The following is a 24,751-nucleotide window of genomic DNA, read 5'->3' on the forward strand; positions in this document are numbered from 1 at the left end:
GGTCATTCGCTCTCCGCGCCGCTCGCCTCGAGCGATATGCCGCTCCAGGCATATGGCGTGACGCTGACCGGCAAGCCGGCGACGGCGACATCGCCGGCGGCCGCCGCGATCCGGTCGATGCGCACGATGGCCATTGCGACATGTCCGCTGACCGAGCCGAGACTGCCGGCGCTCTTGCCGCCGGCCTCGACCGCGCCCTGATCCGTGTTGAAGGGCTCCGAGGCCTCCAGCCTCACCAGCCTTCGCCGCGCTGTGCCGCGATGCTGCATGCGCGAGACCACTTCCTGGCCGACATAGCAGCCCTTGCGAAAGTTGAGGCCGCCGTTCTTGTCGTAGAGAACGTCATGGGGAAAAACGTCTTCGGCGGCAAAATCCGCGTGCATCTCCGCCGCGCCGGCTTCGATCCGCAGGGCGGTATAAGTCTCGGGATCATCCGCTGCGCCGTCCAGCCGATCGGGCAGGCGGAAGAGCGCGACATCGGAGAGCGAAAAGCGCCTGTCCGCAACAGCGCCGTCCGGAATAGTGTCCTCGCCGACGATCGCCGTGGCGCCGTCATGAGCCGGCGTGCCGATCGTCACCTTGGCGCGTAGCTTGTAGAGCATCAGCCGCTTGGCGAGCGTGGCCTGGTCCTCGGCATGGGTCTCGATCAGAAAGCCGTCCGGTCCGCGGGAAATCAGGAAATCGAACATGATCTTGCCCTGTGGCGTCAACAGCGCGCCGGGCCAGGCCTCGCCGGGGACAAGCCCCTCGATATTGGTGGTGATCAGGTTCTGCAGAAACGCTTCGGCGTCTTCGCCCTCAAGCGTGATGAAGGCTCTGTCCGGAAGGTGGATCAATGCCATGGTCGTCCCTTTCATGCGCGGCGCGGACCGAATCGCGATCCGATTTGTCACGCGCGAAGCGGCATTCGTCAATTCGTAGAGGCGGGCGGTTCGGCAGCCAGGCCGGGATTACTGGAGGATGCGATCGGGCGAGAACTCACCGGCCAGCATGCGTTCGCGCAGCGATTCCAGCATCGCCTCCGCGCCTTCCTCGCCGATCATGCGGACGGTTTCACGCATGGCGAGCGCCAGCGCCGCATCGGCGATGATCTCGGGTTCGATGCCGTCGGCAACGCCGTCGGCCCAAGCTTCGTTCTGGTATTCGAGAGCCGCCTGCATCTTTTCGCGCACGATCATGTCGTCGATTTCGTTGGCATTCGGCTTCATCTCTGTTCCTTGCTGGCTTCTCGTTCTTGGTCGTTCGGTCACTACCGTATCAACATTTTGGTCGTTCTGTCAGCGGCGCTGCCATAAAAAGTGAACAGCCGGTTAACGCGCCGGCATCGCCGCGATCGTTGCCGCGTCGCTGTGACGCCCGCGCCACAGTTCAATCCGGCGATGCGAGCCTTTCGGCGCATTCGAGCACGCTGGTCGGCACGTTCAGGGCGCGGATTTCCTCAAGCGCGTACCAGCCGAGGTCATCGGCATCGTCGGCAGCGGCCGCGACGGCTGCCCCGTCGACATCCGCGAGAAAGACGCTGAGCCGGTAGAAGCTCGTGATGCGCCCATCGTCGTCGCGGTCGATCAGGTCGTAGACGGCATATCTTCGGGCGGACGCGGCAACAAGCCCCGTTTCCTCGGCCAGTTCGCGGATTGCGGCCTGTTCGGCCGTCTCGCCTTCCTCTGCCTTGCCGCCGGGAAAGGCATACATCGCCTGCGCCGGCGGATTGGCCCTGCGCACGAGCAGGAATTTCTCGCCGCGTCTGACGATCACGGAGGAGGCGGGTTTGGGTGAAACGGTCATGATAGTCCTTCCGGCATGCGTTGACGGACCTTGTCTTCCGCCGCGCAAGATGAAATCTATTCAGAATGTGCGGACGTTTCGGATTGATAACAAGCCCAGAGGCGACAGCGGAAGCCTTCGATCTGACCGGGATCGACCCGTTTCCGCCGCGCTACAATATCGCCCCCTCGCAACCGATCCTGATGGTGGTCAACGCCTCGGAACTGACCGGCGGCGGTCAAGGACGGACGGCGCTTCTGGTGCGCTGGGGGCTCATTCCCGCCTGGGTGAAGGATGGACGGGACTTCCCGCTTCTTTTCAATGCGCGCGCGGAAAGCGCTGCGGAAAAGCCGGCCTTTCGCGGCGCCATGCGCCATTTCCGCGCTCTGGTGCCGGCAAGCGGCTTTTTCGAGTGGCGCAAGACCGGAGGCAAGGGCACGGCCCAGCCCTACTGGATCCGCCCGCGCCATGGCGGGATTGTCGCCTTTGCCGGCCTGATGTCGCCCTGGCAGGGCGCGGACGGCACGGAGCTTGATACCGGCACAATCCTGACGACCGAGGCAAGCGGCGTTGTGGCGAAACTGCATGACCGCTCGCCGGTGATCATCATGCCGGAGGATTTCGACCGCTGGCTTGATTGCCGCGATCTCGAGCCGCGCCATGTGGCCGACCTGATGAAGCCGGCGCCGGACGACTTCTTCGAGGCCTTTCCGGTTTCAAAGGCTGTCAGCAATGCCCGCAATCTGGGCGCGGACCTGATTGAGCCCATCGGACCCGCGCTTCTGCCGGACGCGCCGGAGCCGGGACCCGGCGAACAGATGGACCTCTTCTGAGGCGCCCGCTGCCGGAAGGTCGGGTCAGATGTCGAGATCGAGCCGGTTCTTGCGCGGATGGTCCGGATCGTCCTCGTCATCGCCGTCCTCCTCCATCACCAGCGTGCCGTATTTCGAGTGCCAGGCGCGGGCGCCGAGCGGCAGGGCCGCAAGGTAGAGCGCCGAGCCAGCAATCATCATATGCCAGGTATAGGCCACGAGAAGCGCGACCGAGAGCACGGCCAGCAGCATCATCGGCAGCGCGAATTCGCGACGGACATTGAGGCCGAGGCTCTTGCCCGACCAGACCGGCAGGCGGCTGATCAGGAGGAAGCCGATGAGAACCGTATAGAGCGACGCGGCAAGCGCGATGCCGCGGCTCGGCTCCATGCCGAGAAAGCCGAGATAGACCGGCAGAAGCACGATGATCGCGCCCGCAGGCGCAGGCACGCCGACGAAATACTCGCCCTGCCAGCTGGCCTTGCGCTTGCGGTCGGCCATCACGTTGAAGCGCGCAAGGCGCAGCGCGGCGGCAATCGCATAGAGCAGCGCGGCGATCCACCCGGGCGTTCCGGCATTGTCCAGCAGATAGATATAGGAGACGAGCGCCGGAGCGATGCCGAAATTGACGATGTCGGCAAGCGAATCCATCTGCTCGCCGAATTTCGAAGATGCCTTCAGAAGCCGCGCCAGCCGGCCGTCGATGCCGTCGAGAAAGGCTGCGATCAGCAGCATCATCACGGCTTCGGGGAACTTCCCCTCGATCGCCTGCCTGATGCCGGAAAGACCGGCACAGATGGCAAGGACGGTGACGAGATTGGGGAGGATCAGGCGCAGCGGAATTTCGCGCAGACGCGGACCCCGGCCGGACAGATCCGAGCCGGATGTCTTCCGCGTCGCGAGGGGGCCGTCGGTCTCATTCTGACCCATCAGATCCGCCGTCCGGCCACGGGCAGTTCAAAGTCACCGAAAACGGCGAGAACCGTTTCGCCCGCAGTCGCCGTCTGACCGACCGCGACGCGCGGCGTGGCGCCGGCGGGAAGGTAAACGTCGAGCCTGGAGCCGAAACGGATAAGGCCGAAACGCTCGCCCGCATCGACCACATCGCCGTTTTCGACGAAGCAGACGATGCGGCGGGCGACGAGACCGGCGATCTGGACCACGCCGATGGCCCCATGGGCTGTTTCCAGCACCACGCCGTTGCGCTCATTGTCCTCGCTCGCCTTGTCGAGTTCGGCATTGAGGAACTTGCCCGGGCGATAGTGAATGCCGCGCACCGTACCGGCCATGGGGGCGCGGTTCACATGGCAGTTGAACACGTTCATGAACACGCAGATCCTGAGCATCGGCTCGCTTCCGAGACCCATTTCCTGCGGCGGGATCTCCTCGCTGACGGAGGAGACGAGACCGTCGGCAGGGCTGATCACGATATCGTCATCCTGCGGCACGACACGCTCGGGATCGCGGAAGAAATAGGCGCACCAGAGCGTGGCGAAGAGGCCGATCCAGAACAGCGGGTCGGCGATCCAGCCGAGAATGAGCGTCGCGACCAGAAAGATCGCGATGAAGGGATAGCCCTCCTTGTGGATGGGTACGATCGCCTTCCTGATCGAATCGAAAACGGTCATCTTAATCCTTGGCTCCGGGGCGCGGTTTCGCGCCGTTCCTGTGGTTGACGCGCGGGAAGCTTACAGGTTCCCCCGTGTCTTGAAAATGGTTCTCCGCGGTGGCGGGCGCGGGCGGTCAATTGGCCGGATCGAGCCGCATGATTACGCCCATATCGTCGCTTTCCCGCACTTCGCGCAGGTGTTCCTCGGCAAGCGTCGCTTCCCTCTGGCGTTCCCACATCTGCGCATAAAGGCCGTTCATGGCGATCAGGTCGTCATGGGTGCCGCGCTCGGCGATCTCGCCGCGTTTGAGGACGATGATCTCGTCGGCGCCGATGACGGTGGACAGCCGGTGGGCGATGACGAGCGTGGTGCGATTTTTCGACACCACGTCGAGGGCGGCCTGGATTTCGCGTTCGGTATGGGTATCGAGCGCCGAGGTCGCCTCGTCGAGCACGAGAATCGGCGGGGCCTTGAGGATCGTCCGGGCGATGGCGACGCGCTGTTTCTCGCCGCCGGAGAGCTTCAGTCCGCGTTCGCCGACCTGGGTGTCGAAACCTTCCGGCAGTTGCCGGATGAAATCGCCCACCTGGGCAAGTTCGGCCGCCGCATTGACTTCCTCGTCGGTCGCCGACGTCCGGCCGTAGCGGATATTGTAGGCGATCGTGTCGTTGAACAGCACGGTGTCCTGGGGCACCATGCCGATCGCTTCCCTGAGCGAGTGCTGGCGGACCTCGCGCAGATCCTGTCCATCGATGGTGATCGCGCCCTCATTGACGTCGTAGAAGCGGAAAAGCAGCCTCGAGATCGTCGACTTGCCCGCGCCTGTCGGCCCGACGATCGCCACCGTCTTGCCGGCCGGCACCTCGAAGGAGACGCCCTTGAGGATCGGCCGCGCGGGATCATAGGCGAAGTGCACATCCTTGAAGGCGATCGCGCCCTGGCGGATCTGCAAATCCTCGGCATCGGGCTTGTCGGTGATTTCCGGGTCGACCTCGAGGATGTGGAACATCTCCTCGATATCGGTCAGGCCCTGGCGGATTTCGCGGTAGACCGAGCCGATGAAGTTGAGCGGTATGGCCAGCTGGATCAGCATCGCATTGACGAAGACGAAGTCGCCGATCGTCTGCGTGCCGTTCTTCACCGCGATTGCCGAGAGAACCATCATCACGGTCATGCCGGCGCCGAAGATGACGCCCTGGCCGAAGTTCAGCCAGCCGAGCGAGGTCCATATGCGGGTCGCCGCCGTTTCGTAACGGGCCATGGAGGCGTCATAGCGGCTGGCTTCCATGTCCTCATTGCCGAAATATTTGACGGTTTCATAATTCAGCAGCGAGTCGATTGCCTTGGTGTTGGCGTCGGTGTCGCTGTCGTTCATCTGCCGGCGGATGGCGATGCGCCAGTCGCTGGCCTTGATGGTGAACCAGACATAGAGCACGACGGTAACGGCGGTGATCGCCAGATAGTCGAAGCCATAACCCCACCAGAAGATGATCGCGACCAGGACGAATTCCAGCACGGTCGGCAGCGTGGCAAGGATGGTGAACCGGACGATGGTTTCGATGCCCTTGGTGCCGCGCTCGATGATGCGCGAAAGTCCGCCGGTCTTGCGCGACAGGTGGAAGCGCAACGCCAGCTGGTGCATGTGGACGAAGACGCGGTGGGCGAGCTGGCGCACGGCATATTGGCCGACGCTGGCAAACAAGGCGTCGCGCAGCTGGTTGAAGCCGAGCTGGCCGATGCGGGCGAGGTTGTAGAACAGCACCAGCGTGATCGCGCCGAACAGGAAAGCCGGCAGGATGGTGTTGATCTCCAGCTCGCCGGTCAGCGCATTGGTGGCCCATTTGAAAGAGTAAGGAACCAGGAGAAGAATGAGCTTGGCGATCACCAGGGCGATTGTCGCGTAGACGACGCGCTGCTTGAGATCCGGGCGGCTGGACGGCCAGATATAGGGCCAGAGATTGATGATGGTCTGGAGCGGATTGGCTGAATCCGCTGAAACGGTTTTCTGGCGGTCTGCCATGGTAATCCCCCGGCTCAAGGCGGGTTTGCCGAGCCAAAACAAATAAGGTTCAAAGACGGGAAAACGACGCACGGGGCGTCGTTTTGTCCTGCGAGATAGGGTCGCCTGCGACCGATTGCAATGCCGGCAGGGCGTGTTTGCCGCAATTGCGCCTTATTGGTCGGCCGGCGGAAGCTGGTATTCCGGGCCAACCGGCATGCCTTCCAGCAGGCGGCGGTGGATGGTTTCGGCCTCGCCGTCCGGCAGTGGTTCGACGGGTACGGAAAAGACCTGTCCGGGAAGAATGAGGTCCGGATTGACGATCTGGGTTTCGTTGGCAAGATAGATCGTGGTGTAGCGCACGCCGCGGCCGTAGACCCGGCGCGAGATCCGCCACAAATTGTCGCCGCGGCGGATGATCACGGCGTTATCGCTGCCCTGAAGCTGCGGCTGGACAAAGGTCCGGGTGCCGTCCGTCTGCTCGGCGCTGGTGCCGTCGGCATCGGTCGAAATCGCGGCGATCTGGTTGCCGGGCGGGCGGTCGAAGGGCACCACGGCGCGGGCGACGACCCGGCTGTCGGCGTCCAGCATGTCGACGCGGATGGTGTGGAGCCCGACGGAGACATCGGTTTTCGCCTCGAGAACGTAATTGCCCTCGACATTGACCGAGCCTTCGGCAACGAGCGCATCATCGATATAGCCGCGAATGGTCGCGCCGATCTCGCCTTCGCCGGCGACGAAGAGCGTGTCGCCCTCGATCTCAACCGCCTTGATCGAAACGGTGACGGCGACCGGCTTCCGGTCGGAGACGGGCTTCTGCTCCGCCGTGACCGCTTCGGCCGTCTCGCTGTCGCCGCCGCGCGTTTCGACGTTGACGGCCGGAAGGTTGGTTTCCCTGTCGCTGTCGCCGGATGTCTCGCCGGAGAGCACGTCCCGATCCTGACCACTGTCCGGCGCGCTGGCCGTTTGCTCTTTTCCGCCGCTCTGCCGCGTTGCCACGACGGTGTTGCCGGGCGCCGTCGTCGTCTGCAGTTCCGGCGCGGAGACGATTTCCGAGGCCTTGCCGGGCTCGGTGATCAGCGCAAGAAGCTCGCCATTATTGCCGTCGGGTATGGAAACCGTGGCCGTTTGCTCGGAGCGCACCGTCCGTCCGTCCGGCATGGTGACGCTCAGATAGATCAGATGATCGCCGGGTGAAAGCGGGGTCTCGACGATGGCGACGAAATCGCCGGATTCGGTGACGTCCGAAGAGGCGAGGACGCTTTCCTCCTCCTTCACGTCGAGAAGGCCGAGCGGTTCAGCGCCGCCGGCGATCACCGCCGTGCCGTCGGGTTCCACGCGCAGGAGATCAAATGTGGGAATCCGCAGCATTGCCTGCTGCTGTTCAACCGAACCGCCGTCCGCGTCTTCGGTGACTTCCGATTCAGATTCGGCGGTTGCCGTCCCGTTCCGCGTTTCGTCTTGCGAAGCGGAGCCCTCTTCCTCCATGTCCGGGCCGGAGGGCTCGTTTTGCGGTGCGGTGGTCTGCGGGGCCGGGGTGATCGACTGCCCGCCGGAAAGCTCAGCGCCCCGGTCGCGCAGCGCAAAATAGGCGCCCGCCGCAACCAGCAGCAGGACAAGCACGGCAATGATGACACGTGTGTTGTTGTTCTTCATTCGTCACTCCAGACACGGCGTCACGCAGACGACGTCAATTCGCTGAAAACGCTAGCGATAGTGCGGTTTATACACAAGTGTTCATTCGCGCCTGCGGGAAAGCGTGAACAAGGTAAACGCCTGATTGTGGTCGATTTGCAATGCGCTTGACCGGGAATAGCCAAATGGGGTTCAGTAAAACCATGACAAGCGAACACGACACGATTCGATCCGTCTGCGTATATTGCGGCTCGAGGCCCGGAACATCCGCGACCTATATGGCCGCCGGCAAGGCGCTCGGCGCGGCGATTGCCAAGGCCGGCTACCGCCTCGTCTATGGCGGCGGCACGAAGGGAATCATGGGTGCAGTCGCCGAGGGTATGCTTGAGAACGGCGGCCATGTGGTCGGCATCATTCCCGAATTCCTTGTGGACATGGAGGCGACCCGTCATCAGCTTGAAGCGCTTGACGAATTGCTGATCACGCCGGACATGCATGTGCGCAAGCACACCATGTTCGAACGCGCCGATGCCTTCGTCGCGCTGCCGGGCGGTATCGGCACGCTGGAGGAAATTGTCGAGATCATGACCTGGGCGCAGCTCGGTCGGCATTCCAAGCCTATGATCTTCGGCAATGTCGACGGTTTCTGGAACCCGATGATCCAGCTGCTCGAACATATGAGCGGCGAGGGATTCCTCCATACCAGCCATCAGGTTCGGCCGCGCATGATCGACGACGTCGGCGACATCCTGCCGACGATCGAGGCGCTGTGGGCCGAACAGGATGCCGATGACGAGGGCGAGAGCCATATCATCAGCCGTCTCTGATTCGGTCAGTCTTCGCGGTCTTGCGTGCGGCTTGGCGCTCAGTCGTTGCCGGCGGCCGCGTTCAGCCGGTCGATATCCGGCACGGTGACATGCCGGTTGTTTTCCACGAGAATCACCTTCTCCTTGCGCAGCTTGGTCATCTGGCGGCTGACCGTCTCGATGGTCAGGCCGAGAAAGTCTGCGATATCCGCCCGCGAAAGCGGCAGGTCAAAGGTGCAGCCGTCGTCGGCTTCCGGGTCGATATGGGTGGCGATCAGATGCAGGAACGAGGCGACCTTCTCGCGCGCGGTCTTGCGGCCGAGCGTCAGCATCCAGTCGCGCGCCTCGTCGAGCTCCTTCAGCGACTGGTCGTAGAGCTTGTGCTCCAGGCCGGGCGTGTCGGCGATCATCCGCTCGATCGCGGCGCGGGGAAAGGCGCAGATTTCCGTCGCCGTCGCCGCTTCCGCCGTCAGCGAGCTTTCGCGGGAAAACGGCCGGCCGAGAAAATCGGGGGCGAACTGCAGGCCGACGATCTGCTGGCGACCGTCCGCCATCATCTTGGAGAGCTTGACCACGCCGCGCAGGATATTGGAGTAGCTGTTGACGTTCTCGCCCTGGCCGACGACCTCAGTGCCGGGATCGATCGTCCGCTTCGAGGACTGCTTGTTGAGTGCAGCCAGCTGTGAACCGTTGAGGACCGAGCAAATGCCGCCGTGGCGCGCCTCGCAGGCCCGGCAGACCTGCGGTATGACGTCATCGTCGGTTGCGAAATGCGGCTTTTCATCCATGGTTTCACCAAATTGCAGCCTTCTCACAAGGGCTGCCGTTAAATCCTGACCCGTCTAGACGCCCTTTGCCCGGCGCGCAACAGTTTAGCGGCCGGCGCGGACGGATGACATCTTCATTCCTTGATTAAAGTCAAAGCCGGGGTGAGCGCAAGGCGATAACGACAATCTGGTCCCGCATGAGCAAGGGTTTTTCGCCATGACATCCAGCCGGCAGTTGCTGAAGACGTTCTCGCGCCCCGTTCCGCGCTATACGAGCTATCCGACGGCGCCGCATTTTCACGGCGGAATTTCGGGAGCGGACGTCAGTTCCTGGGTGAGGGCGCTTTCCCGGGAAGACAAGCTGTCGCTCTACGTCCATATTCCCTATTGCGACCGGCTCTGTTGGTTCTGCGCCTGTCACACAAAGCATACGCTGCGCTACGAGCCGATCACTGCCTATCTGGAAAGTCTCCGCCACGAAATCAAGAGCGTCGGCGCAATGGTCCCGTCCGGCGTCAGGGTTACCGCCCTGCATTGGGGCGGCGGATCGCCGACGATGCTGACGCCGGACGACATGCGCCGGCTGATGGGATGGTTGCGGGAGTCCTTCGACTTTGCCCAGGACGCGGAGATCAGCGTCGAGATGGATCCGAACGACCTTGACGAGGCGCGCTACGATGCGCTTGCCGGGATCGGCGTGACCCGCGCCAGCCTCGGCGTTCAGGATTTCGACGAGACCGTGCAGAAGACGATCAACCGCCTGCAGAGCTTCGAGCAGACCGCTGCGGTGATTGCAGCCATGCGCGCCCGCGGCGTGCGCTCGGTCAATTGCGACCTGCTCTATGGCCTGCCGTACCAGAGCCTTGAGACGCTGTCGCGCACCGTCAAGCAGATCACTTCGCTTCGCCCGGACCGGATCGCGCTTTTCGGTTATGCGCATGTACCGTGGATGAAGAAGCACCAGACGCTGATTCCCGAGGACGCGTTGCCGGATGCCGAGGCCCGGTTCGAGCAGATGACCCTTGCCGGCGATATGCTGGCGGCGGCCGGCTATCAGCCGATCGGCATCGACCATTTCGCGCTTCCCGACGACAGCCTGGCGGCTGCGGCGAGAACAGGAAGGCTGCATCGCAATTTCCAGGGTTATACAGATGACGGCGCGGATGCGTTGATCGGGCTCGGAGCCTCTTCGATCAGCGAGGTGAAGGAAGGCTACTGGCAGAATATTCCGGCGATCGGCGAATATCGCCGTCTGGCGGAGGCCGGCGAACTGCCGGTCGTGCGCGGGATCGCGATTGATGACGAGGATCGCCTGCGCCGCTTCGTCATCGAGAGGGTCATGTGCGCCTATGGGTTTTCCGCCTGCGAGCTGCGTGCCCGTTTCGGCGAGGCGGCCGAGCATGTGATGGCCGAGGCGAGGGCCTATGCGCGTCACAATCCCGAGATCTGTCGCTTCGACGCCTTCGGTTTTCGTCTGGAAAATGCGGCATTTCCCTTCGCCCGCTCTGTTGCCGCGACTTTCGATACCTATCTGGAGGGCGGCCGGGGGCGTCACTCCTCGGCGGTCTGACCAAATGTCGAAAAATGAGCATCCGGTGCCCCGTGGCCATTGGCTTTTCGCCAATCTTTGCCTATGAGAAGGGCTGAATTGATAGTTTGAAGAGGTACAGGCGTGAGCGCTACATTCGATAAGGTTGCCGATATCATCGCTGAAACGAGCGAAATCGACCGCGACAAGATTACGCCGGAAAGCAACACGATTGACGATCTGGGCATCGACAGTCTTGATTTCCTGGATATCGTCTTTGCCATCGACAAGGAATTCGGTATCAAGATTCCGCTCGAAAAATGGACTCAGGAAGTCAATGAGGGCAAGGTCGACGCGGATGAGTATTTCATCCTGAAGAATCTCTGTGCCAAGATCGACGAGCTGAGGGCGGCCAAACAGGCCTGATTTCGCCAGGCAGCGCTCTTCGGCGGACAAGCTTCGGGGCCTGCCGTGGCTTCCGTTTCCTGACCGTGAACTTGCAGGCGGGAGAGGCTGAAGGCATTCATGCTGCTCGAATATTTCCAGATGATCGATGAGGTCGTGTCCGTGGATATAGCCGCGGGCAGGATCGTCGCGCGTTCGACGGTGCCGGAAGAGAGCCCGGTGTTCGAGGGGCATTTTCCCGGCATGCCGCTTGTGCCGGGCGTGCTCTTGATCGAGACCATGGCGCAGGCCTCCGGCATGCTGCTGCTGGGCGTCAACAATTGTTCGGCCATGCCCTTTCTGATGATGGTCGACAGCGCCAAGCTGCGCAGCTTCGTCGAGCCGCATGCCGTGCTCGATATCGAGGCGGCGCTGGAGCACGAAGGCTCGGGCTTTGCCGTGACCAAGGCGAAGATCGCGTCTGCCGGCAAGCCGATCGCCAGCGCGCAGCTGAAATTCCGCACGCTTTCTTTTGAAGACAATGATCTGGCGCCGATCGTCCGGCGGCGAGCCGAGGAAGTCGGCCTGTTCGCCGCGATCGAGAACGGCCAGACCGTGGAAAGGTCCTGAAATGACGAAATCGGACAATGATGTCGTTGTCACCGGTATCGGGCTTGTGACCAGTTTCGGCGTCGGCCAGGCGCCGCATGTCGCGATGCTGACCGGCGGCGCGGCGCCCGATATGCGCGTCGATGACGAAATCTGCGCGCCCTATCCGGTGCATCCGCTGCCCGAGATCGACTGGAAAGACCAGATCCCGAAGCGCGGCGACCAGCGCCAGATGGAGAACTGGCAGCGCCTCGGCGTCTATGCCGCCGGTCTGGCGCTCGATGACGCCGGCGTGAAGGGCAATGAAGACATCTGCTCGACCATGGACATGATCGTGGCTGCCGGCGGCGGCGAGCGCGACATCGCCGTCGACACGATGATCGTCAACGAGGCGCGCGAACGCTCCGACCGTGAAATCCTGCTGAATGAAAAGCTGACGACCGAACTGCGTCCGACGCTTTTTCTCGCGCAGCTTGCCAATCTGGTTGCCGGCAACATTTCGATCGTCCACAAGGTCACCGGTTCGTCGCGCACCTTCATGGGCGAGGAAGCCGCCGGCATTTCGGCTGTCGCAACCGCCTATGCCCGCATTCTCGCGGGCCAGTCGACGCATACGCTGGTCGGCGCGTCCTTCGTGGCTGAGCGGCGCGACATCCTGTTGATGTTCGAGGCCGTTCACGCGCTGTCGCGCGGCAAATGGGCGCCGCTCTGGGACAGGGCGGCCGAAGACGACGGCGGCATGGTCATGGGTTCGGCAGGCGCATTCCTCGTGCTCGAATCCCGCGCCTATGCCGAAGCGCGCGGCGCGCATATCTATGCCACGCTCTCCGGCGTTGAAGGCGATCGCGGCAAGCGCGAAGATGGAAAGTTCGAAGAACGCTTTGCCCGACTTCTTGCCGATGCCGGTTTTGAGGGCGGAACGAACGAAGCCGTCTTCTCCGGCGCCACCGGCCTCAGCGCACTGACGAAGCAGGAAGCCGATGTTCTGAAGTCCGGTTTCCCGGATACGCCGCTGCGCGGCTATACGGGCATGACCGGCCACGCCATGGAAGCCAACTTCCCCCTCGGCATCGCGCTGGCCGCGCTTTCGCTCGATGCCAAGGCGCCGGTGCCCATCTTCAATGACGGCGAGGCATCGATGTCGGCGCCGGCCGAGAAGATCGCCGTGACCACCGTCGGCCTGCAGCGCGGCGAAGGCGTTGCCGTGCTTGTCGGCGAGAAGTGAGAGAGGATGGGCAGATGAGCAAATTTACCGATCACCTTGGCCGTCCGCTGGTTGCCGTCACCGGCATGGGCGTCGTCACCTCGCTCGGGCGCGGTCTTGCGGACAACTGGGAGAAGCTGACCGGCGGCGTTTCCGGGATCCACGCGATTTCGCGCTTTCCGACCGACCACCTGTCCACGCGCATTGCCGGCACGGTGGACTTCATCCCGTCGGAGGCAAACCCTGTCGCCCGTTCCTACGCCTTTGCCGAGGCGACGATCGAGGAAGCGCTGGAGATGGCCGGGCTTTCCGGTGACTTCGACGCGCCGCTGTTTCTCGCCGCCCCGCCGGTCGAGCCGGAATGGTCGATGCGCTTCGACCTTGCCGACCGCGCGCCGCCGCCAAGCGAAGAGAACGACGCTTACATCCGTTTTCTCGCCGCCATGCGCGAAAAGGCAGATCCCGCCTTCCACGAGGCCGTGATGTTCGGTTCGATCTCGGAGCGGATCGCCGACCGATTCGGCACGCGAGGCCTGCCGGTGACGCTGTCGACAGCCTGTGCTTCCGGCGCCACCGCGATCCAGCTCGGCGTCGAGGCGATCCGCCAGGGCCGCACCGACAGGGCGATGACCGTTGCTACCGATGGTTCGGTGACGGCCGAGGCGCTGGTGCGCTTTTCGCTGCTGTCCGCGCTTTCCACCCAGAACGATCCGCCGGAAAAGGCCTCCAAGCCCTTCAGCAAGGATCGCGACGGCTTCGTCATCGCGGAAGGGGCGGCAACGCTCATTCTCGAATCGCTTGAAGCCGCCCATGCCCGCGGCGCGACCGTTTACGGCATCATGCGCGGCTGTGGCGAGAAGGCGGACCATTTCCACCGCACGCGGTCATCGCCCGACGGCGGACCGGCGATCGCGACCATCCGCGCGGCGCTTGAGGATGCCGGCCTCGGCATTGACAGGCTCGACTATATCAACGCCCACGGCACGTCGACGCCGGAAAACGACAAGATGGAATATTCATCGCTCAAGGCCGTTTTCGGCGATGAGATGATGCCCTCCATCCCGCTGTCGTCAAACAAGTCGATGATCGGCCACACGCTGACGGCGGCCGGCGCGGTCGAGGCTGTTTTCTCGCTGCAGACCATGCTCACGGGCGTGCTGCCGCCGACGATCAACTATCATACCCCGGATCCGACAATCGAGCTCGATGTCGTGCCGAATGTGAAGCGGGAGGCGAAGGTATCTTCGGTGCTTTCCAATTCGTTCGGTTTCGGCGGGCAGAATGCCTGCCTGGTGATGACGCGCGACCCCTCCTGACGAGCGGTCGCCGACGTATTTTGGCGGCTTCGAGCCGCCTTTCTAGAGACTGCGAAGGAATGACCCATGCGCGCATTGCAGCTGACAGATGACCGCAAGATCGAGCTTATGGATGTCGCGGAGCCGGAAGCGCCCGGCCCGGGCGAGGTGACGCTGCGGCCGAAGGCGGTTGCGCTCAACCATATCGACGTCTGGGGCTGGCGCGGCATGGCCTTTGCCAAGCGCAAGCTGCCGCTCACCATCGGTGCGGAAGCCTCCGGCATTGTCGAGGCAATCGGCCCGGGCGTTTCCAATGTTCTGCCGGGCGATCTCGTCTCGATCTATGGCGCGCGGGTCTGTGGCCGTTGCAAGGCCTGCCGCGAGGGCCGGGACAATCTGTGCGAACATGTGGGCGGCGTCCATGGTTTCCACCTGGATGGCTTCGCCCAGGACAGGATCAACATTCCCGCCCGCCAGCTCGTTGTCGCGCCGCCCGGCGTCGACGCGATTGCCGCGGCGCTGGCGCCGGTCACCTTCGGCACGGTGGAGCACATGCTGTTCGACAATGCGAAGCTGCAGCCGGGCGAGACCATTCTGGTGCATGCCGGCGGTTCAGGTATCGGATCCGCCGCGATCCAGCTTGCAAAGAAAACGGGCTGCACGGTGATCACCACGGTCGGATCAGAAGACAAGATGGAAAAGGCGCGCGCGCTTGGCGCCGATCATGTGATCAACTATCGCGAGGACCGTTTCGAGGGCGTCGTGCGCAAGCTGACGAAGAAGAAGGGCGTCGACGTCGTCTTCGAACATGTCGGCGCGGATACCTGGGCCGGTTCCATGCTGTCGATGAAACGCGGCGGCCGGTTGGTGACCTGCGGTTCGACCTCGGGCGTTTCCACCAACGTCAATCTGATGATGCTGTTCCAGCAGCAGCTGAAATTCTTCGGCTCATTCGGCTGCCGGATGGAGAACATGGCGGACGCCATGCAGAAGATGGCGCAGGGCGTCGTTCACCCGGTCATCGATACGCTTGTCGATTTCGACGGCATCGACAAGGCGCTGGAGCGGATGGAAAGCCGCCAGGTCTTCGGCAAGATCGTGCTCCGGATCGGTGACTGAGCGCATCGTGCTTTGTGCATCCCAATGGACGCACAAGGGACGCTTCAGGCGTCCGGTGTTGTTAAGCTTGGCGTAAACAAGAATCGTCGTTAAAAGGCGGGCAGCGCGGTTTACTCGCGCTGCCCGCAGTCAATTCTGGGATCCTGATTCGTGAAATCCTCCATCACCCGCATCGTGCTCAAGGCCCGACAGTTCCAGCAATGGCTGATAGCCTATCTGGTATTCGGGCTTCTCTCCGTGATGAAGCTGTTTCCGGCGGATGGGTCGATCCGTTTTGCCGACTGGGCGATGCGCAGGATCGGCCCTTTCACCGGCCGGCACAGCCTGGTGCTGGAGAACCTGCACTGCGCCTTTCCCGAGAAGGACGAGGCGGAAATCCGGCGTATTGCGCTAGCCAGCTGGGGCCATATCGGCCGGCTTGCGGCGGAATATGTGTTCCTTGACGAGCTTTTCGACTTCGACCCGCAAAAGCCGGACGCCGGACGCATCGAGGTGGCGGGCGTGGAGCGCTTCATGGCCCTTCTGGCGCTCGACAGGCCCTTTATCGTGTTTACCGCCCATACGGCGAATTTCGAGCTGCTTCCGGTCGCCGCCGCGTCCTTCGGACTCGACGTCTCGGTTCTCTTCCGCCCTCCGAACAATCCCTATATCGCCGAAAAGGTCTTCCGCTTTCGCCGCAAGCGCATGGGCGAACTCGTGCCCTCCCATGCGGGCTCCGCCTTTGCGCTGGCAAGCGCGCTCGACGCGGGCAGGGGGGTTGGCGTCCTTGTCGACCAGAAGTTCAAGCGCGGTTCGCCGTCGTCCTATTTCGGCCAGGAGGTGCGCACCAATCCGCTTCTCGCCAAGCTTGCGCGCCAGTTCGACTGCAAGATATTTCCCGCGCGCTGCATCAGGCTGCCGGACAACCGCTTCCGCCTCGAACTCGAAGAGGAAATGCCGCTTCCCCGGACGGAAAAGGGCGCGGTGGACGTTGCCGCCACGGCCCAGGCGCTGAACGACAAGGTGGAAAGCTGGGTGCGCGAATACCCGGAGCAATGGCTCTGGTACCACGACCGCTGGGCGCGCCGCAAACGATAGCGAAGCGGAGGACGCCCGATTATCTCAGGCGTCCGGCAACGAGCTCCTGTTCGAAAGACAGGTGGCGCCTCAACGCGCCGAAAAGGCCGCGCAGCATGTAACCGACCGCTTCGGTATTGACCGTGCTGCCGTTGGCAAGCCGTCGCAGGACGTCGGTGACCTCCTCGGCAAAGCAAAGGTCTTCGAAGTGTTCATAGGTCAGGCGGTCGAGGGCCTCGGCGACGGCGCGTGCGCCGGCCGCGCGGCGGATCGCCGGAAAGACCTGCATTTCTTCCGTTTCCTGGGCCGTGCGCAGCGCCGGCACCAGTTCTTCGGCCAGTCGCCGACAGTCGCCGCGATTGACATTGGCGGGAAGCGAATCGGCAACGTCTTCCAGTGCTTCGCACAGACGCTGGATCGCGGCGTGGGCCTCGCCCATCGCCACGCTTGCCGGGTTGTTCGTTTCGGGTATCTGCTGGGTCAATTGCGTGTCCAGGCAATCAGTCGCGAGAGTTTCGGCCGTCATGCGTTCCTCCCTGCTGACTCGACCGTTCATGCGCCATTTGCGGGCAAATGCGCTCCGCCTTCATTGACTTAGGTCAAGAATGGGCCCTGTTACCGCTTCCCCGCGTGTGAACGCTGTGCGTTGCTGACGCCGGGAAGCCGTGCAAATGTCATGAAACTCACAAGTGCGACGGATAAGACATTCCCGTAAAAGGTATATGAGCAGACCGAGAGGAAATGCCATGAATGAGATGTCGACTGACCAGGGTCGCCTGGACCGGGCCAGAAGCGTTCAGTTCTATATCGACGAACGTCCGTACTGGGTTGACGGCACGGAGGCGCCGCCGCCGAAAATGACGGGAACCCAGTGGCGCATCTGGTGGCTCTCGGTCGCCGGCAAGTTTTTCGAAGGTCTGGTGGTGTTCATGACGGGCGTCGCCATGCCGCTGATCGCATCGGAATTCGGCCTGAACGCGACGCAGCACGGCATGGTCGGTTCGGCTTCGCTGTTCGGCATTCTCATCGGCGCAAGCGCGCTTGGCGGGCTTGCGGACCGGTTCGGCCGCAAGCGCGTCTTCATCATGGAGCTTGGCCTCTTCATCGCCTTCCTTACGGCGATCATCTTCACCCAGAGCTTCGCCTGGCTGATCGTCTGCCTGTTCGGCATGGGGCTGGCGCTCGGATGCGACTATCCGACCGCGCATCTGGTGATTTCCGAAAGCACGCCGTCGAAGACGCGGGGCGGACTGGTGCTGTCGGCCTTCGGTTTTCAGGCCGTCGGCGCGATCTTCGGCACGCTGCTCGGCTATGTCATCCTGACCCTCGACCCCTCGATCGGGGCATGGCGCTGGATGTACGGCGTGGCGATCATTCCGGCGCTCGCAGTGTTCATCGGCCGGTTCTTCATCCCCGAAAGCCCGCATTGGCTTGCCGTCCACGGCCGCGGCAAGGAGGCCGAGTCGGAGCTGCAGAAGCTTCTGAAACGGGTGCCGGCCTATCCGACCAAGGTCAGCGTCTCCGAGCCGCCGCAACTCGCGCACAAGAAGAGGACCGGCTATCGCGCGCTGTTCCAGAGGCATAATCTGCGGCCGTTGATCCTGTCCTCCGTGCCGTGGTTCCTCCAGGATCTCGGTACCTATGGCATCGGCATCTTCACGCCCACCATCCTGGCCGCGACCGTCGGTCACAAGACGGAGCATGTCCGCAATGTCGCCGATCTGGTCAATAATGACCTGATCGCAGCCAAGGGAACCGCCTTGCTCGATGTTCTGCTTCTCGTCGGCATCATCGGCGCCGTTCTGCTTGCCGATCGCCTCGGCCGCATCCGCCTGCAGGTCTTCGGCTTCATCGGCTGCGCCGTCGGCCTGTTCATCGCCGCGCAGGCCGGAAACTACTCGGGCCCGACCCAGACAGCGCTGATCTTCACCGGCTTCATGCTGTTCAACTTCATGACCAATCTCGGCCCGAACGCCCAGACATACCTGATCGCAGGCGAGGTGTTCCCGACCCATATCCGCGGCACGGGCGCGGGATTTGCCGCCTCCTTCGCCAAGATCGGCGCCTGCATGACCGCCTTCCTGTTCCCGGTCCTGCTGGCCGACATCGGCACGACGGCGCTGCTCTACGGCCTGGTCGTGACCTCACTGCTGGGCGCGGTGGTAACCTTCTTCTTCCGCATAGAGACGCGCGGCATCAGTCTTGACGGCCACCATTGAGACCATAAGAAAAGCCCGGCCTCGTTGCCGAGACCGGGCTCTCTTCATTGCCGCGAACCGCTATCAGTTGGCAGCGGAGCGGGCGGCTTCAAGCCAGGTGTTGACCTGGTCCTGGTTGTTCTCGATCCACTTGGCGGCCTGGGCCTGAACATCGTCATCGCCGTTGTTCATGGCGGAGTTCTGCGCGAAGATGTCCGGCAGCGGAATCGACACTTCCTTCAGCAGCGCATCGACGGCCGGATTGTCGGCGAGGAACGCGTCATTGACGACCGGAACGATGTCGTTGGCGACAAAGCCCATGTAGCAGGGATCGGCGACGCAGGTGTCGAGGCCCTTGGCCGGAGCCGGCAGTTCGACGCCTTCCTTCTGCGGCACTTCTATCCACATCACGTCCTTGCCGGGCGCGAGCTGGTCAACGGTCCAGTTCGGCGTCCAGGTGTAGAACAGGATGTGCTCGCCGTTCTGGTAGGCGGCGATCGCATCGGCCATGGAGGCGGAGTAGCCGGCCTTGATCGGGTTGATCGAGTCGCCGAGATCAAAGTCTTCCATATGCTGGGAAATCGTCAGCTCGCAGCCCCAGCCCGGCGGGCAGGCGACGAGATCGGCCTTGCCGTCGCCATTGCGGTCGAAGGCTTCCTTGACTTCATCGCGCTTGAAATCGTCAAGCGTCTTGATGTCGAACTCTTCGATGGCCGCCTTGTCGACGAGGTAACCCTGAAGCGCGCCGCCCTTGGCAACCGCGCCGTCGACGCTGGCCTTGCCTTCGAAGGTCGATTCATAGGTCCTGTGCAGCGGGAACCAGCCGTTGACCCAGAGGTCGACGTCGCCCTGCGAGACTGCCTGATAGAAGGCCGAGGCGCCAAGCGTCATCGGGCCGGTCACGCTGTAGCCGAGGTCCTCGAACATCTGCTTGTAGATTTCGGCCTGGAACCAGCCGGTGTCCCAGTCGGCCTGGGCCATGCGGATGGTCTTGCCGTCGCCGGGCTCCTGCGCGAATGCGGCGGTGGCCGGCACAAGGCTGGCCGCGCCGATCATCAGGGCAGCGGTAAGCTTGCTGAGATTGTTGTTCATGAGTGTTTCTCCGTTTCTACGTGTTGCGGCGTCGCGCCTGCGGGGAGGCGGGCGCTTCGCCTTGGCTACGGGATCGGAGATCCCTTGAAGGCGGCCCGCTGGCCGCCCCCGTTCTTAATCGGCGGCCTTCTTCTGGCCGCTGAACAAAGTTCCCAACGCCTGACGAAAGGTCATCCGGTTGGGATCGGAAGGCTCGACGAGGCCCTGGGTGATGCGGTCGAGCACGATGGCCAGAACCACGATGCCGACCCCGCCGGCGGTCGCGCCGCCGACATCCAGCCGGCCGAGGCCGGTGTTGACGACCTGTCCGAGGCCGCCGGCGCCGATGAGCGCCGCGATGACAACCATCGACATGGCGAGCATCAGCGTCTGATTCAACCCCGCCATGATGGTGCGCATGGCAAGCGGCAGCTGAACCTCGATCAGCGTCTGGGTATAGTTCGCGCCGAAGGCCTCCGAGGCCTCGATCAGATCCGTGCGCACGTTGCGGATGCCGAGATTGGTCATGCGGATGATCGGCGGCAGGGCGAAGATGATGGTGGCGATGATGCCCGGGGCCATGCCGACGCCGAAGAGCATCACGATCGGCACAAGATAGACGAAGCTCGGCACGGTCTGCATCACGTCGAGGATCGGCCGGACGATGCGCCACAACATGTCGCTGCGGGCAACCAGAATGCCGACCGGGACGCCGATGATGGTGCAGAAGAATACCGAGGTGAGGATCATGGCGAGCGTCGTCATGGTTTCCGGCCACAGACCGATCAGGTCGACGAAAAGAAACCCGAATATCGTCACCAGCGCCATGGTCCTGCCGACGATCCGCCAGGCGAGAAGCGCGAAGATCGCGGTCATCGCCAGCATCGGCACCCATGCGAGGAATGTGTCGAGCGCCATCAGCACCTGGTTGACGGGCACCTGCAACGCGCGGAAGAACGGCCGGAAATTGGGAACGAGGAAGCCCCGGACGAAGTCATTGACCCATGTGTCGAACGGGATCGTGAAATACTGCGATGGATCTAGCAAATCTCTGGTCTCCTGTCGGCTTATTCCGAAGCCGGCTGGCCTGCAGCCGGTTTGTTTTTCTCTGCCTCGGGTTCTTCGGTCTCCGTTTCAGGCTCCTCCGGATCGGCGGCGAGTTGCTCGAAGATCTGGTCCTGCGAGACAACGCCGACGAGCTTGCCGTCATCGTCTGTCACGGCCATCGGCACACCGCCCTGGGCTGCCGAATAGACCTCGTTGAGATAGGCTTGTTCCGAAACGGTCGGCGGTTCTGCGAACATGACTTCGCGGACCGGGGTTTCACGCGGACACTGTAATGCATCGGATCGCATCAGCAGGCCCACCGGCACACCACGTTCAACCACATAGGCGAGGTCAGTCTTGGCCTTGTCCATGACGCGAAGTGCATCGCGCGCAGTGGCGTCGACCTTGACCCAGGCGGCGTCGCTGGAAATATCGGAAACCTTGAAGACGCGGCTTCGGTCGATATCGGAAACGAAGGCGCGGACATAGTCGTCGGCCGGTTCGGAAACGATTTCCTGGGCGGTGCCCACCTGCACGAAGGCGCCATCCTTCATAATGGCGATGCGGTCGCCGAGGATCATCGCCTCGTTGAGGTCGTGGGTGATGAAGACGATGGTCTTCTTCAATTCTTTTTGAAGAACGATCAACTCGTCCTGCATCTCGCGACGGATGAGCGGGTCGAGCGCGCCGAACGGTTCGTCCATCAGCAGGATTTCCGGATCGTTCGCCAGACCGCGGGCAAGGCCGACGCGCTGCTGCATACCGCCTGAAAGCTGGCTGGGATAGCTGTTGGCATAGGCGTCGAGCCCGACCTTGGCGAGCGAGGCCAGCGCCTGTTTGTGGCGCTCTTCCTTGCTGACGCCTTTCAGCTTCAGGCCAAAGGCGACGTTATCAATAATCGTTTTGTGAGGAAAAAGAGCGAAGTGCTGGAAAACCATAGTGATTTTCTGCCTGCGAACGTCCCTCAGGGCTTCCTTGCTACAGTTGGCAACATCGACATCGTCGATGATGATCGAGCCGGATGTCGGCGGGATCAGGCCGTTCAGCGTGCGCACGATCGTGGATTTGCCCGAGCCCGACAGACCCATGATGACGAAGATCTCGCCTTCCTGGACATCAAAGCTCACATTGTCGATGCCAACGGTAACACCGGTGGCCTTGAAGATTTCTTCCTTGCTCTCGCCGGCTGCGAGGCGACGTGCCCCTTCGCCGCTGTCATCGTTGAAAAGCTTGGAAACGTTTTTAGCGGTCAGTTTGACAGTCATACCTCTTCCTTATTCGGCAACAGGGGATGAGGGTCCCTGAGGCGTCCGTTCGACGGTTGAGCCTGCGCATTGCCCGCGCGGGCAACGCAAGGGGCCGGGGATGCGACGTTCGCATCCATCCGGACATGTCTCTCGCATCCGAGCGAAAGCGCAGGATCGGAAAAACCGGCCCGGCGAATGTCCGCGATACCCCGGAGCTCAAAAGAGCCCGACAAGGCCGCCTTGTCTATTGTCAGTTCAACGATTGAGCGGCCTCCGCTGTGTAGAATTATGGCGCTGGAATGTCAAATTTCCGGCGCCCAAGTGTCACGTATCTGGTCATGGAATGGAAATAGGGTGATTTTCACCGTTTCAAGGGGAAGGGCCGGGCAACAGGCGGGCTTTCGGCTTGAACCGCCGGCGCGGGCAGAGTAGTTCAGAGGGAATTTGATCGACACGGCGAGACGGGTAAAATCTTGATCGATCCCTATGAAGTGCTTGGCGTAGACCATGATTGCGACGAGAAGACCGTGCGGGCGGCCTATCGGCGGCTGGCCAAGGAAGCCCATCCCGACAGCGGCGGCGACGAGGAGCGTTTCGCCCGCCTCCAGGCGTCCTATGATCTTCTGAAGGATCCGGTGCGGCGCAAGGTTTTCGATGATACCGGCTATGATCCCGAACTCGCCGATCCGAAGGATCTCAAGGGTCTGATGCTGCTGGAGCCGCTCGTTAACGAGATGATCCTGGACGATCGCGAGCCGGGCAGTTTCGATCCGGTCGCGGCGATGCGGCGCAAGCTTTCCGACGACATTCTGAAAAGCCGCTTTCACATCCTGGAGCTGGAGCGCCATCGCGCCCGGGTGCGCAAGCATATGGACCGGCTTGGACGGCGCAAGCGCGACAGTTCGACGACCGATGTGCTCGGATCCATGCTGCGGGCCAGAAGCGAGTCGATCGGCGAGGCGATCCGCAATGCCGAGGACCAGATCGAGGCGATCGAGCAGGCCTATACCATGCTCGAGGGTTATGCCTACGAGCTCGAGCACGACGACAGGGCGGACGAACAGGCCGACGACGGCGACACCGACGGCAAGGCTGCCGAGTAGCGCCGGGTGGCCCGGAACGTGAAGCAGGGGATATCTCATGATGACGATGGAATGGTCGAAACTGCTCGATCTCGAACGGCTGTTTCTGACGTCGTCTCAGGAGAGGCCGCGCCGTCCCGCCTATGATCAGGATGCCGACCGCATCACCTTCTCGGCGCCCTTCCGGCGGCTTGCCAACAAGACCCAGGTTCACCCTCTCTACGACAACGACCATATCCACCATCGCCTGATCCATTCCGTGGAGACGGCAAGCGTCGGCCGTTCGCTCGGGCTCGAGGTCGGCTGGTGGCTTGAACAGGAAGGCAAGATCGAAAAGGGCGGACAGGCGACGGTCGCCGGTCTCGTCCATGCGGCGTGCCTTGCCCATGATATCGGGAACCCGCCCTTCGGCCATTCCGGCGAGGCGGCGATCGGCGCCTGGTTTGCGGAGAAGTTCGAGCGGGGCGAGGGGCTTTTTGCCGACCGCCTGGCCTGCTTTGCCGAGGAATTCGAGGCGTTCGAAGGCAATGCCCAGGGCTTCCGCATCATTGCCGGACTGGAAATGCACCGTCGCGGCGGCATGCGCCTGACGCACGGCACGCTCGGCGCCTTCCTCAAATATCCTGTCACGGCGCGGACCCGAAAATCCGTCGCCGCGCGCGACGGCGGCCTGAAGAAGTTCGGCGTGTTCGAAACCGAGCGGGAGGCTCTCGAAGCCGTGGCAACCCGGACGGGGCTCATCGCCGGCGACATATCGGCAAGCTGGTGGCGGCGGCACCCGCTGGTCTATCTGGTCGAGGCGGCGGACGATATCTGCTACAACATCCTCGATCTCGAGGACGCCTTCACCGCAGGCGACCTGTCCTATCGCGAGGCGGCCGGGATGCTGTCCGCCGTCGCCGGAACGACCCCGCGCGACGACCGTGGCGATACGCCGTCCGAGAAGATGGCCTTTCTGCGCGCCGTCGCCATTCACAAGGCGTTTGAAGATTGCAGCGCCGCTTTCAGCGCGCATTATGACGCGATCATGAGCGGGACTTTTGCCTCCGGCCTCGTCGAGGCATCGGCCCAGGCGGAACGATTTGCCGAGATCGGCCGGCTTGCCAGCGAACGCATCTTCACCTCGCCGCGCAAGACGGAGCTTGAGGTGATGGGCCGCAATCTCGTCCATCGCATTCTGGACGGCGTTCTGCCGGTGCTGGAGGCGCTTGCCGAGGCGGATTTCGACGCGGAGCGGATCGAAGGCTATCCCCGTCAGCTGCAGCGCGCGCTCGGCATCGACCTGCGCCGGGCGCGCGACCCTTATTCCGCGCTGCATACGCTTGCGGACTACGTATCGGGGATGACGGATCGTTATGCCGTCAAGATTGACCGGATCATTTCCGGTTGACGAGCCAAGTAGCGCGCTTCGTAAATACTCAATAGATCGGCATGTATTTTGGCAACTCTGCATTGCATGTCATGCGTTTATTCGGTCTTTGCTTGCAAAACAACGCGATAAAACCTCAAGAAAAGCTC

The 24,751-nt window shown here is 62.7% G+C and carries 23 protein-coding genes and 1 pseudogene; 12 read left to right on the forward strand and 12 right to left on the reverse strand.

The features are described from left to right. Window positions 1-2 precede the first annotated feature (2 nt). From AZF01_RS08575 to AZF01_RS08585, 3 genes are all read right to left on the reverse strand, one after another. Window positions 3-842 (reverse strand): folate-binding protein YgfZ, encoded by an 840-nt coding sequence (locus tag AZF01_RS08575; RefSeq protein WP_024707076.1) that lies wholly within the window; start codon window positions 840-842, stop codon window positions 3-5. A gap of 108 nt (window positions 843-950) precedes the next feature. Beyond that, the gene (locus AZF01_RS08580) at window positions 951-1,208 is read right to left on the reverse strand and encodes a hypothetical protein (protein ID WP_024707077.1); all 258 of its coding nucleotides are present in this window, start codon (window positions 1,206-1,208) and stop codon (window positions 951-953) included. Between the two features lie 160 nt (window positions 1,209-1,368). Continuing rightward, window positions 1,369-1,785 (reverse strand): NUDIX hydrolase, encoded by a 417-nt coding sequence (locus AZF01_RS08585; protein WP_024707078.1) that lies wholly within the window; start codon window positions 1,783-1,785, stop codon window positions 1,369-1,371. A 65-nt stretch (window positions 1,786-1,850) separates the two neighbouring features. On the opposite strand from AZF01_RS08585, the gene AZF01_RS08590 reads away from it, so the two are divergent. Beyond that, window positions 1,851-2,597, forward strand: coding sequence for an SOS response-associated peptidase (locus AZF01_RS08590; protein ID WP_024707079.1), 747 nt, complete (start codon window positions 1,851-1,853; stop codon window positions 2,595-2,597). Between the two features lie 24 nt (window positions 2,598-2,621). Here AZF01_RS08590 and pssA read toward each other — a convergent pair whose 3' ends face one another. The 4 genes and pseudogenes from pssA to AZF01_RS08610 all read right to left on the reverse strand — a co-directional run bounded on the left by pssA (window position 2,622) and on the right by AZF01_RS08610 (window position 7,841). Continuing rightward, window positions 2,622-3,506, reverse strand: a complete 885-nt coding sequence (pssA, locus tag AZF01_RS08595; protein WP_024707080.1) for a CDP-diacylglycerol--serine O-phosphatidyltransferase — start codon at window positions 3,504-3,506, stop codon at window positions 2,622-2,624. After that, window positions 3,506-4,213: pseudogene (locus AZF01_RS08600) on the reverse strand (phosphatidylserine decarboxylase); the annotation flags it as partial. The pseudogene AZF01_RS08600 and the gene pssA, both read right to left, overlap by 1 nt. 106 nt (window positions 4,214-4,319) lie before the next feature. Further along, complete coding sequence (locus tag AZF01_RS08605; RefSeq protein WP_024707082.1) at window positions 4,320-6,206, reverse strand: ABC transporter ATP-binding protein/permease; 1,887 nt, start codon at window positions 6,204-6,206, stop codon at window positions 4,320-4,322. 153 nt (window positions 6,207-6,359) lie between these two features. After that, window positions 6,360-7,841 (reverse strand): LysM peptidoglycan-binding domain-containing protein, encoded by a 1,482-nt coding sequence (locus AZF01_RS08610; RefSeq protein WP_024707083.1) that lies wholly within the window; start codon window positions 7,839-7,841, stop codon window positions 6,360-6,362. Window positions 7,842-8,023: 182 nt separating this feature from the next. Between AZF01_RS08610 and AZF01_RS08615 the strand changes: the two genes are divergently transcribed. Further along, window positions 8,024-8,647: a TIGR00730 family Rossman fold protein gene (locus AZF01_RS08615; RefSeq protein WP_024707084.1), complete on the forward strand. Its 624-nt coding sequence runs from the start codon at window positions 8,024-8,026 to the stop codon at window positions 8,645-8,647. A 38-nt stretch (window positions 8,648-8,685) separates the two neighbouring features. On the opposite strand, the gene AZF01_RS08620 is transcribed toward AZF01_RS08615, so the two are convergent. Continuing rightward, on the reverse strand, window positions 8,686-9,414 hold the full coding sequence (locus AZF01_RS08620) for a Crp/Fnr family transcriptional regulator (RefSeq protein WP_024707085.1): 729 nt from the start codon (window positions 9,412-9,414) through the stop codon (window positions 8,686-8,688). Between the two features lie 196 nt (window positions 9,415-9,610). Between AZF01_RS08620 and hemN the strand changes: the two genes are divergently transcribed. The 7 genes from hemN to AZF01_RS08655 all read left to right on the forward strand — a co-directional run bounded on the left by hemN (window position 9,611) and on the right by AZF01_RS08655 (window position 16,609). Continuing rightward, window positions 9,611-10,963 (forward strand): oxygen-independent coproporphyrinogen III oxidase, encoded by a 1,353-nt coding sequence (gene hemN, locus AZF01_RS08625; protein WP_036236302.1) that lies wholly within the window; start codon window positions 9,611-9,613, stop codon window positions 10,961-10,963. A gap of 102 nt (window positions 10,964-11,065) precedes the next feature. Further along, a complete protein-coding gene (locus AZF01_RS08630; protein ID WP_024707087.1) occupies window positions 11,066-11,347 on the forward strand; it encodes an acyl carrier protein in 282 nt (93 codons plus the stop codon). 99 nt (window positions 11,348-11,446) lie between these two features. After that, the gene (locus AZF01_RS08635) at window positions 11,447-11,935 is read left to right on the forward strand and encodes a 3-hydroxyacyl-ACP dehydratase FabZ family protein (RefSeq protein ID WP_024707088.1); all 489 of its coding nucleotides are present in this window, start codon (window positions 11,447-11,449) and stop codon (window positions 11,933-11,935) included. Window position 11,936: 1 nt separating this feature from the next. Then, window positions 11,937-13,139 (forward strand): beta-ketoacyl-ACP synthase, encoded by a 1,203-nt coding sequence (locus AZF01_RS08640; RefSeq protein WP_024707089.1) that lies wholly within the window; start codon window positions 11,937-11,939, stop codon window positions 13,137-13,139. A gap of 14 nt (window positions 13,140-13,153) precedes the next feature. Continuing rightward, a complete protein-coding gene (locus AZF01_RS08645) occupies window positions 13,154-14,434 on the forward strand; it encodes a beta-ketoacyl-ACP synthase (RefSeq protein WP_024707090.1) in 1,281 nt (426 codons plus the stop codon). 66 nt (window positions 14,435-14,500) lie between these two features. Continuing rightward, window positions 14,501-15,532: a zinc-binding dehydrogenase gene (locus tag AZF01_RS08650; RefSeq protein ID WP_024707091.1), complete on the forward strand. Its 1,032-nt coding sequence runs from the start codon at window positions 14,501-14,503 to the stop codon at window positions 15,530-15,532. A 150-nt stretch (window positions 15,533-15,682) separates the two neighbouring features. Then, entirely contained in the window at window positions 15,683-16,609 is a 927-nt protein-coding gene (locus tag AZF01_RS08655; protein ID WP_024707092.1) for a lipid A biosynthesis lauroyl acyltransferase, read from the forward strand. Window positions 16,610-16,628: 19 nt separating this feature from the next. Here AZF01_RS08655 and AZF01_RS08660 read toward each other — a convergent pair whose 3' ends face one another. Then, complete coding sequence (locus tag AZF01_RS08660) at window positions 16,629-17,114, reverse strand: hemerythrin domain-containing protein (protein ID WP_244435522.1); 486 nt, start codon at window positions 17,112-17,114, stop codon at window positions 16,629-16,631. Between the two features lie 220 nt (window positions 17,115-17,334). On the opposite strand from AZF01_RS08660, the gene AZF01_RS08665 reads away from it, so the two are divergent. Next, window positions 17,335-18,807 (forward strand): MFS transporter, encoded by a 1,473-nt coding sequence (locus AZF01_RS08665; RefSeq protein WP_024707094.1) that lies wholly within the window; start codon window positions 17,335-17,337, stop codon window positions 18,805-18,807. Between the two features lie 63 nt (window positions 18,808-18,870). Here the strand turns inward: AZF01_RS08665 and proX are convergent, their stop codons facing one another. From proX to AZF01_RS08680, 3 genes are all read right to left on the reverse strand, one after another. Next, window positions 18,871-19,878 carry a glycine betaine/L-proline ABC transporter substrate-binding protein ProX gene (gene proX / locus AZF01_RS08670; RefSeq protein WP_024707095.1) on the reverse strand — a complete coding sequence of 336 codons (1,008 nt, stop codon included), beginning with the start codon at window positions 19,876-19,878 and terminating at the stop codon, window positions 18,871-18,873. A 114-nt stretch (window positions 19,879-19,992) separates the two neighbouring features. Continuing rightward, on the reverse strand, window positions 19,993-20,904 hold the full coding sequence (locus AZF01_RS08675; protein WP_024707096.1) for a proline/glycine betaine ABC transporter permease: 912 nt from the start codon (window positions 20,902-20,904) through the stop codon (window positions 19,993-19,995). 20 nt (window positions 20,905-20,924) lie between these two features. Continuing rightward, complete coding sequence (locus AZF01_RS08680; protein ID WP_024707097.1) at window positions 20,925-22,169, reverse strand: glycine betaine/L-proline ABC transporter ATP-binding protein; 1,245 nt, start codon at window positions 22,167-22,169, stop codon at window positions 20,925-20,927. Window positions 22,170-22,624: 455 nt separating this feature from the next. Here AZF01_RS08680 and AZF01_RS08685 point away from each other — a divergent pair, with 455 nt between their 5' ends. Continuing rightward, window positions 22,625-23,254 carry a J domain-containing protein gene (locus tag AZF01_RS08685; RefSeq protein ID WP_024707098.1) on the forward strand — a complete coding sequence of 210 codons (630 nt, stop codon included), beginning with the start codon at window positions 22,625-22,627 and terminating at the stop codon, window positions 23,252-23,254. Window positions 23,255-23,291: 37 nt separating this feature from the next. Continuing rightward, the gene (gene dgt, locus AZF01_RS08690; RefSeq protein ID WP_197489639.1) at window positions 23,292-24,623 is read left to right on the forward strand and encodes a dGTP triphosphohydrolase; all 1,332 of its coding nucleotides are present in this window, start codon (window positions 23,292-23,294) and stop codon (window positions 24,621-24,623) included. Window positions 24,624-24,751 lie beyond the last annotated feature (128 nt).

Source organism: Martelella sp. AD-3, assembly GCF_001578105.1.
In the GTDB taxonomy this organism is placed as follows: domain Bacteria; phylum Pseudomonadota; class Alphaproteobacteria; order Rhizobiales; family Rhizobiaceae; genus Martelella.

What these genes read in the sequence shown, in the direction of transcription:
- AZF01_RS08575 (WP_024707076.1), bottom strand. Translation starts at nt 842, where the DNA reads ATGGCATTGATCCACCTTCCGGACAGAGCCTTCATCACGCTTGAGGGC.
- AZF01_RS08580 (WP_024707077.1), bottom strand. Translation starts at nt 1,208, where the DNA reads ATGAAGCCGAATGCCAACGAAATCGACGACATGATCGTGCGCGAAAAG.
- AZF01_RS08585 (WP_024707078.1), bottom strand. Translation starts at nt 1,785, where the DNA reads ATGACCGTTTCACCCAAACCCGCCTCCTCCGTGATCGTCAGACGCGGC.
- AZF01_RS08590 (WP_024707079.1), top strand. Translation starts at nt 1,851, where the DNA reads ATGTGCGGACGTTTCGGATTGATAACAAGCCCAGAGGCGACAGCGGAA.
- pssA (WP_024707080.1), bottom strand. Translation starts at nt 3,506, where the DNA reads ATGGGTCAGAATGAGACCGACGGCCCCCTCGCGACGCGGAAGACATCC.
- AZF01_RS08605 (WP_024707082.1), bottom strand. Translation starts at nt 6,206, where the DNA reads ATGGCAGACCGCCAGAAAACCGTTTCAGCGGATTCAGCCAATCCGCTC.
- AZF01_RS08610 (WP_024707083.1), bottom strand. Translation starts at nt 7,841, where the DNA reads ATGAAGAACAACAACACACGTGTCATCATTGCCGTGCTTGTCCTGCTG.
- AZF01_RS08615 (WP_024707084.1), top strand. Translation starts at nt 8,024, where the DNA reads ATGACAAGCGAACACGACACGATTCGATCCGTCTGCGTATATTGCGGC.
- AZF01_RS08620 (WP_024707085.1), bottom strand. Translation starts at nt 9,414, where the DNA reads ATGGATGAAAAGCCGCATTTCGCAACCGACGATGACGTCATACCGCAG.
- hemN (WP_036236302.1), top strand. Translation starts at nt 9,611, where the DNA reads ATGACATCCAGCCGGCAGTTGCTGAAGACGTTCTCGCGCCCCGTTCCG.
- AZF01_RS08635 (WP_024707088.1), top strand. Translation starts at nt 11,447, where the DNA reads ATGCTGCTCGAATATTTCCAGATGATCGATGAGGTCGTGTCCGTGGAT.
- AZF01_RS08640 (WP_024707089.1), top strand. Translation starts at nt 11,937, where the DNA reads ATGACGAAATCGGACAATGATGTCGTTGTCACCGGTATCGGGCTTGTG.
- AZF01_RS08645 (WP_024707090.1), top strand. Translation starts at nt 13,154, where the DNA reads ATGAGCAAATTTACCGATCACCTTGGCCGTCCGCTGGTTGCCGTCACC.
- AZF01_RS08650 (WP_024707091.1), top strand. Translation starts at nt 14,501, where the DNA reads ATGCGCGCATTGCAGCTGACAGATGACCGCAAGATCGAGCTTATGGAT.
- AZF01_RS08660 (WP_244435522.1), bottom strand. Translation starts at nt 17,114, where the DNA reads ATGACGGCCGAAACTCTCGCGACTGATTGCCTGGACACGCAATTGACC.
- AZF01_RS08665 (WP_024707094.1), top strand. Translation starts at nt 17,335, where the DNA reads ATGAATGAGATGTCGACTGACCAGGGTCGCCTGGACCGGGCCAGAAGC.
- proX (WP_024707095.1), bottom strand. Translation starts at nt 19,878, where the DNA reads ATGAACAACAATCTCAGCAAGCTTACCGCTGCCCTGATGATCGGCGCG.
- AZF01_RS08680 (WP_024707097.1), bottom strand. Translation starts at nt 22,169, where the DNA reads ATGACTGTCAAACTGACCGCTAAAAACGTTTCCAAGCTTTTCAACGAT.
- dgt (WP_197489639.1), top strand. Translation starts at nt 23,292, where the DNA reads ATGATGACGATGGAATGGTCGAAACTGCTCGATCTCGAACGGCTGTTT.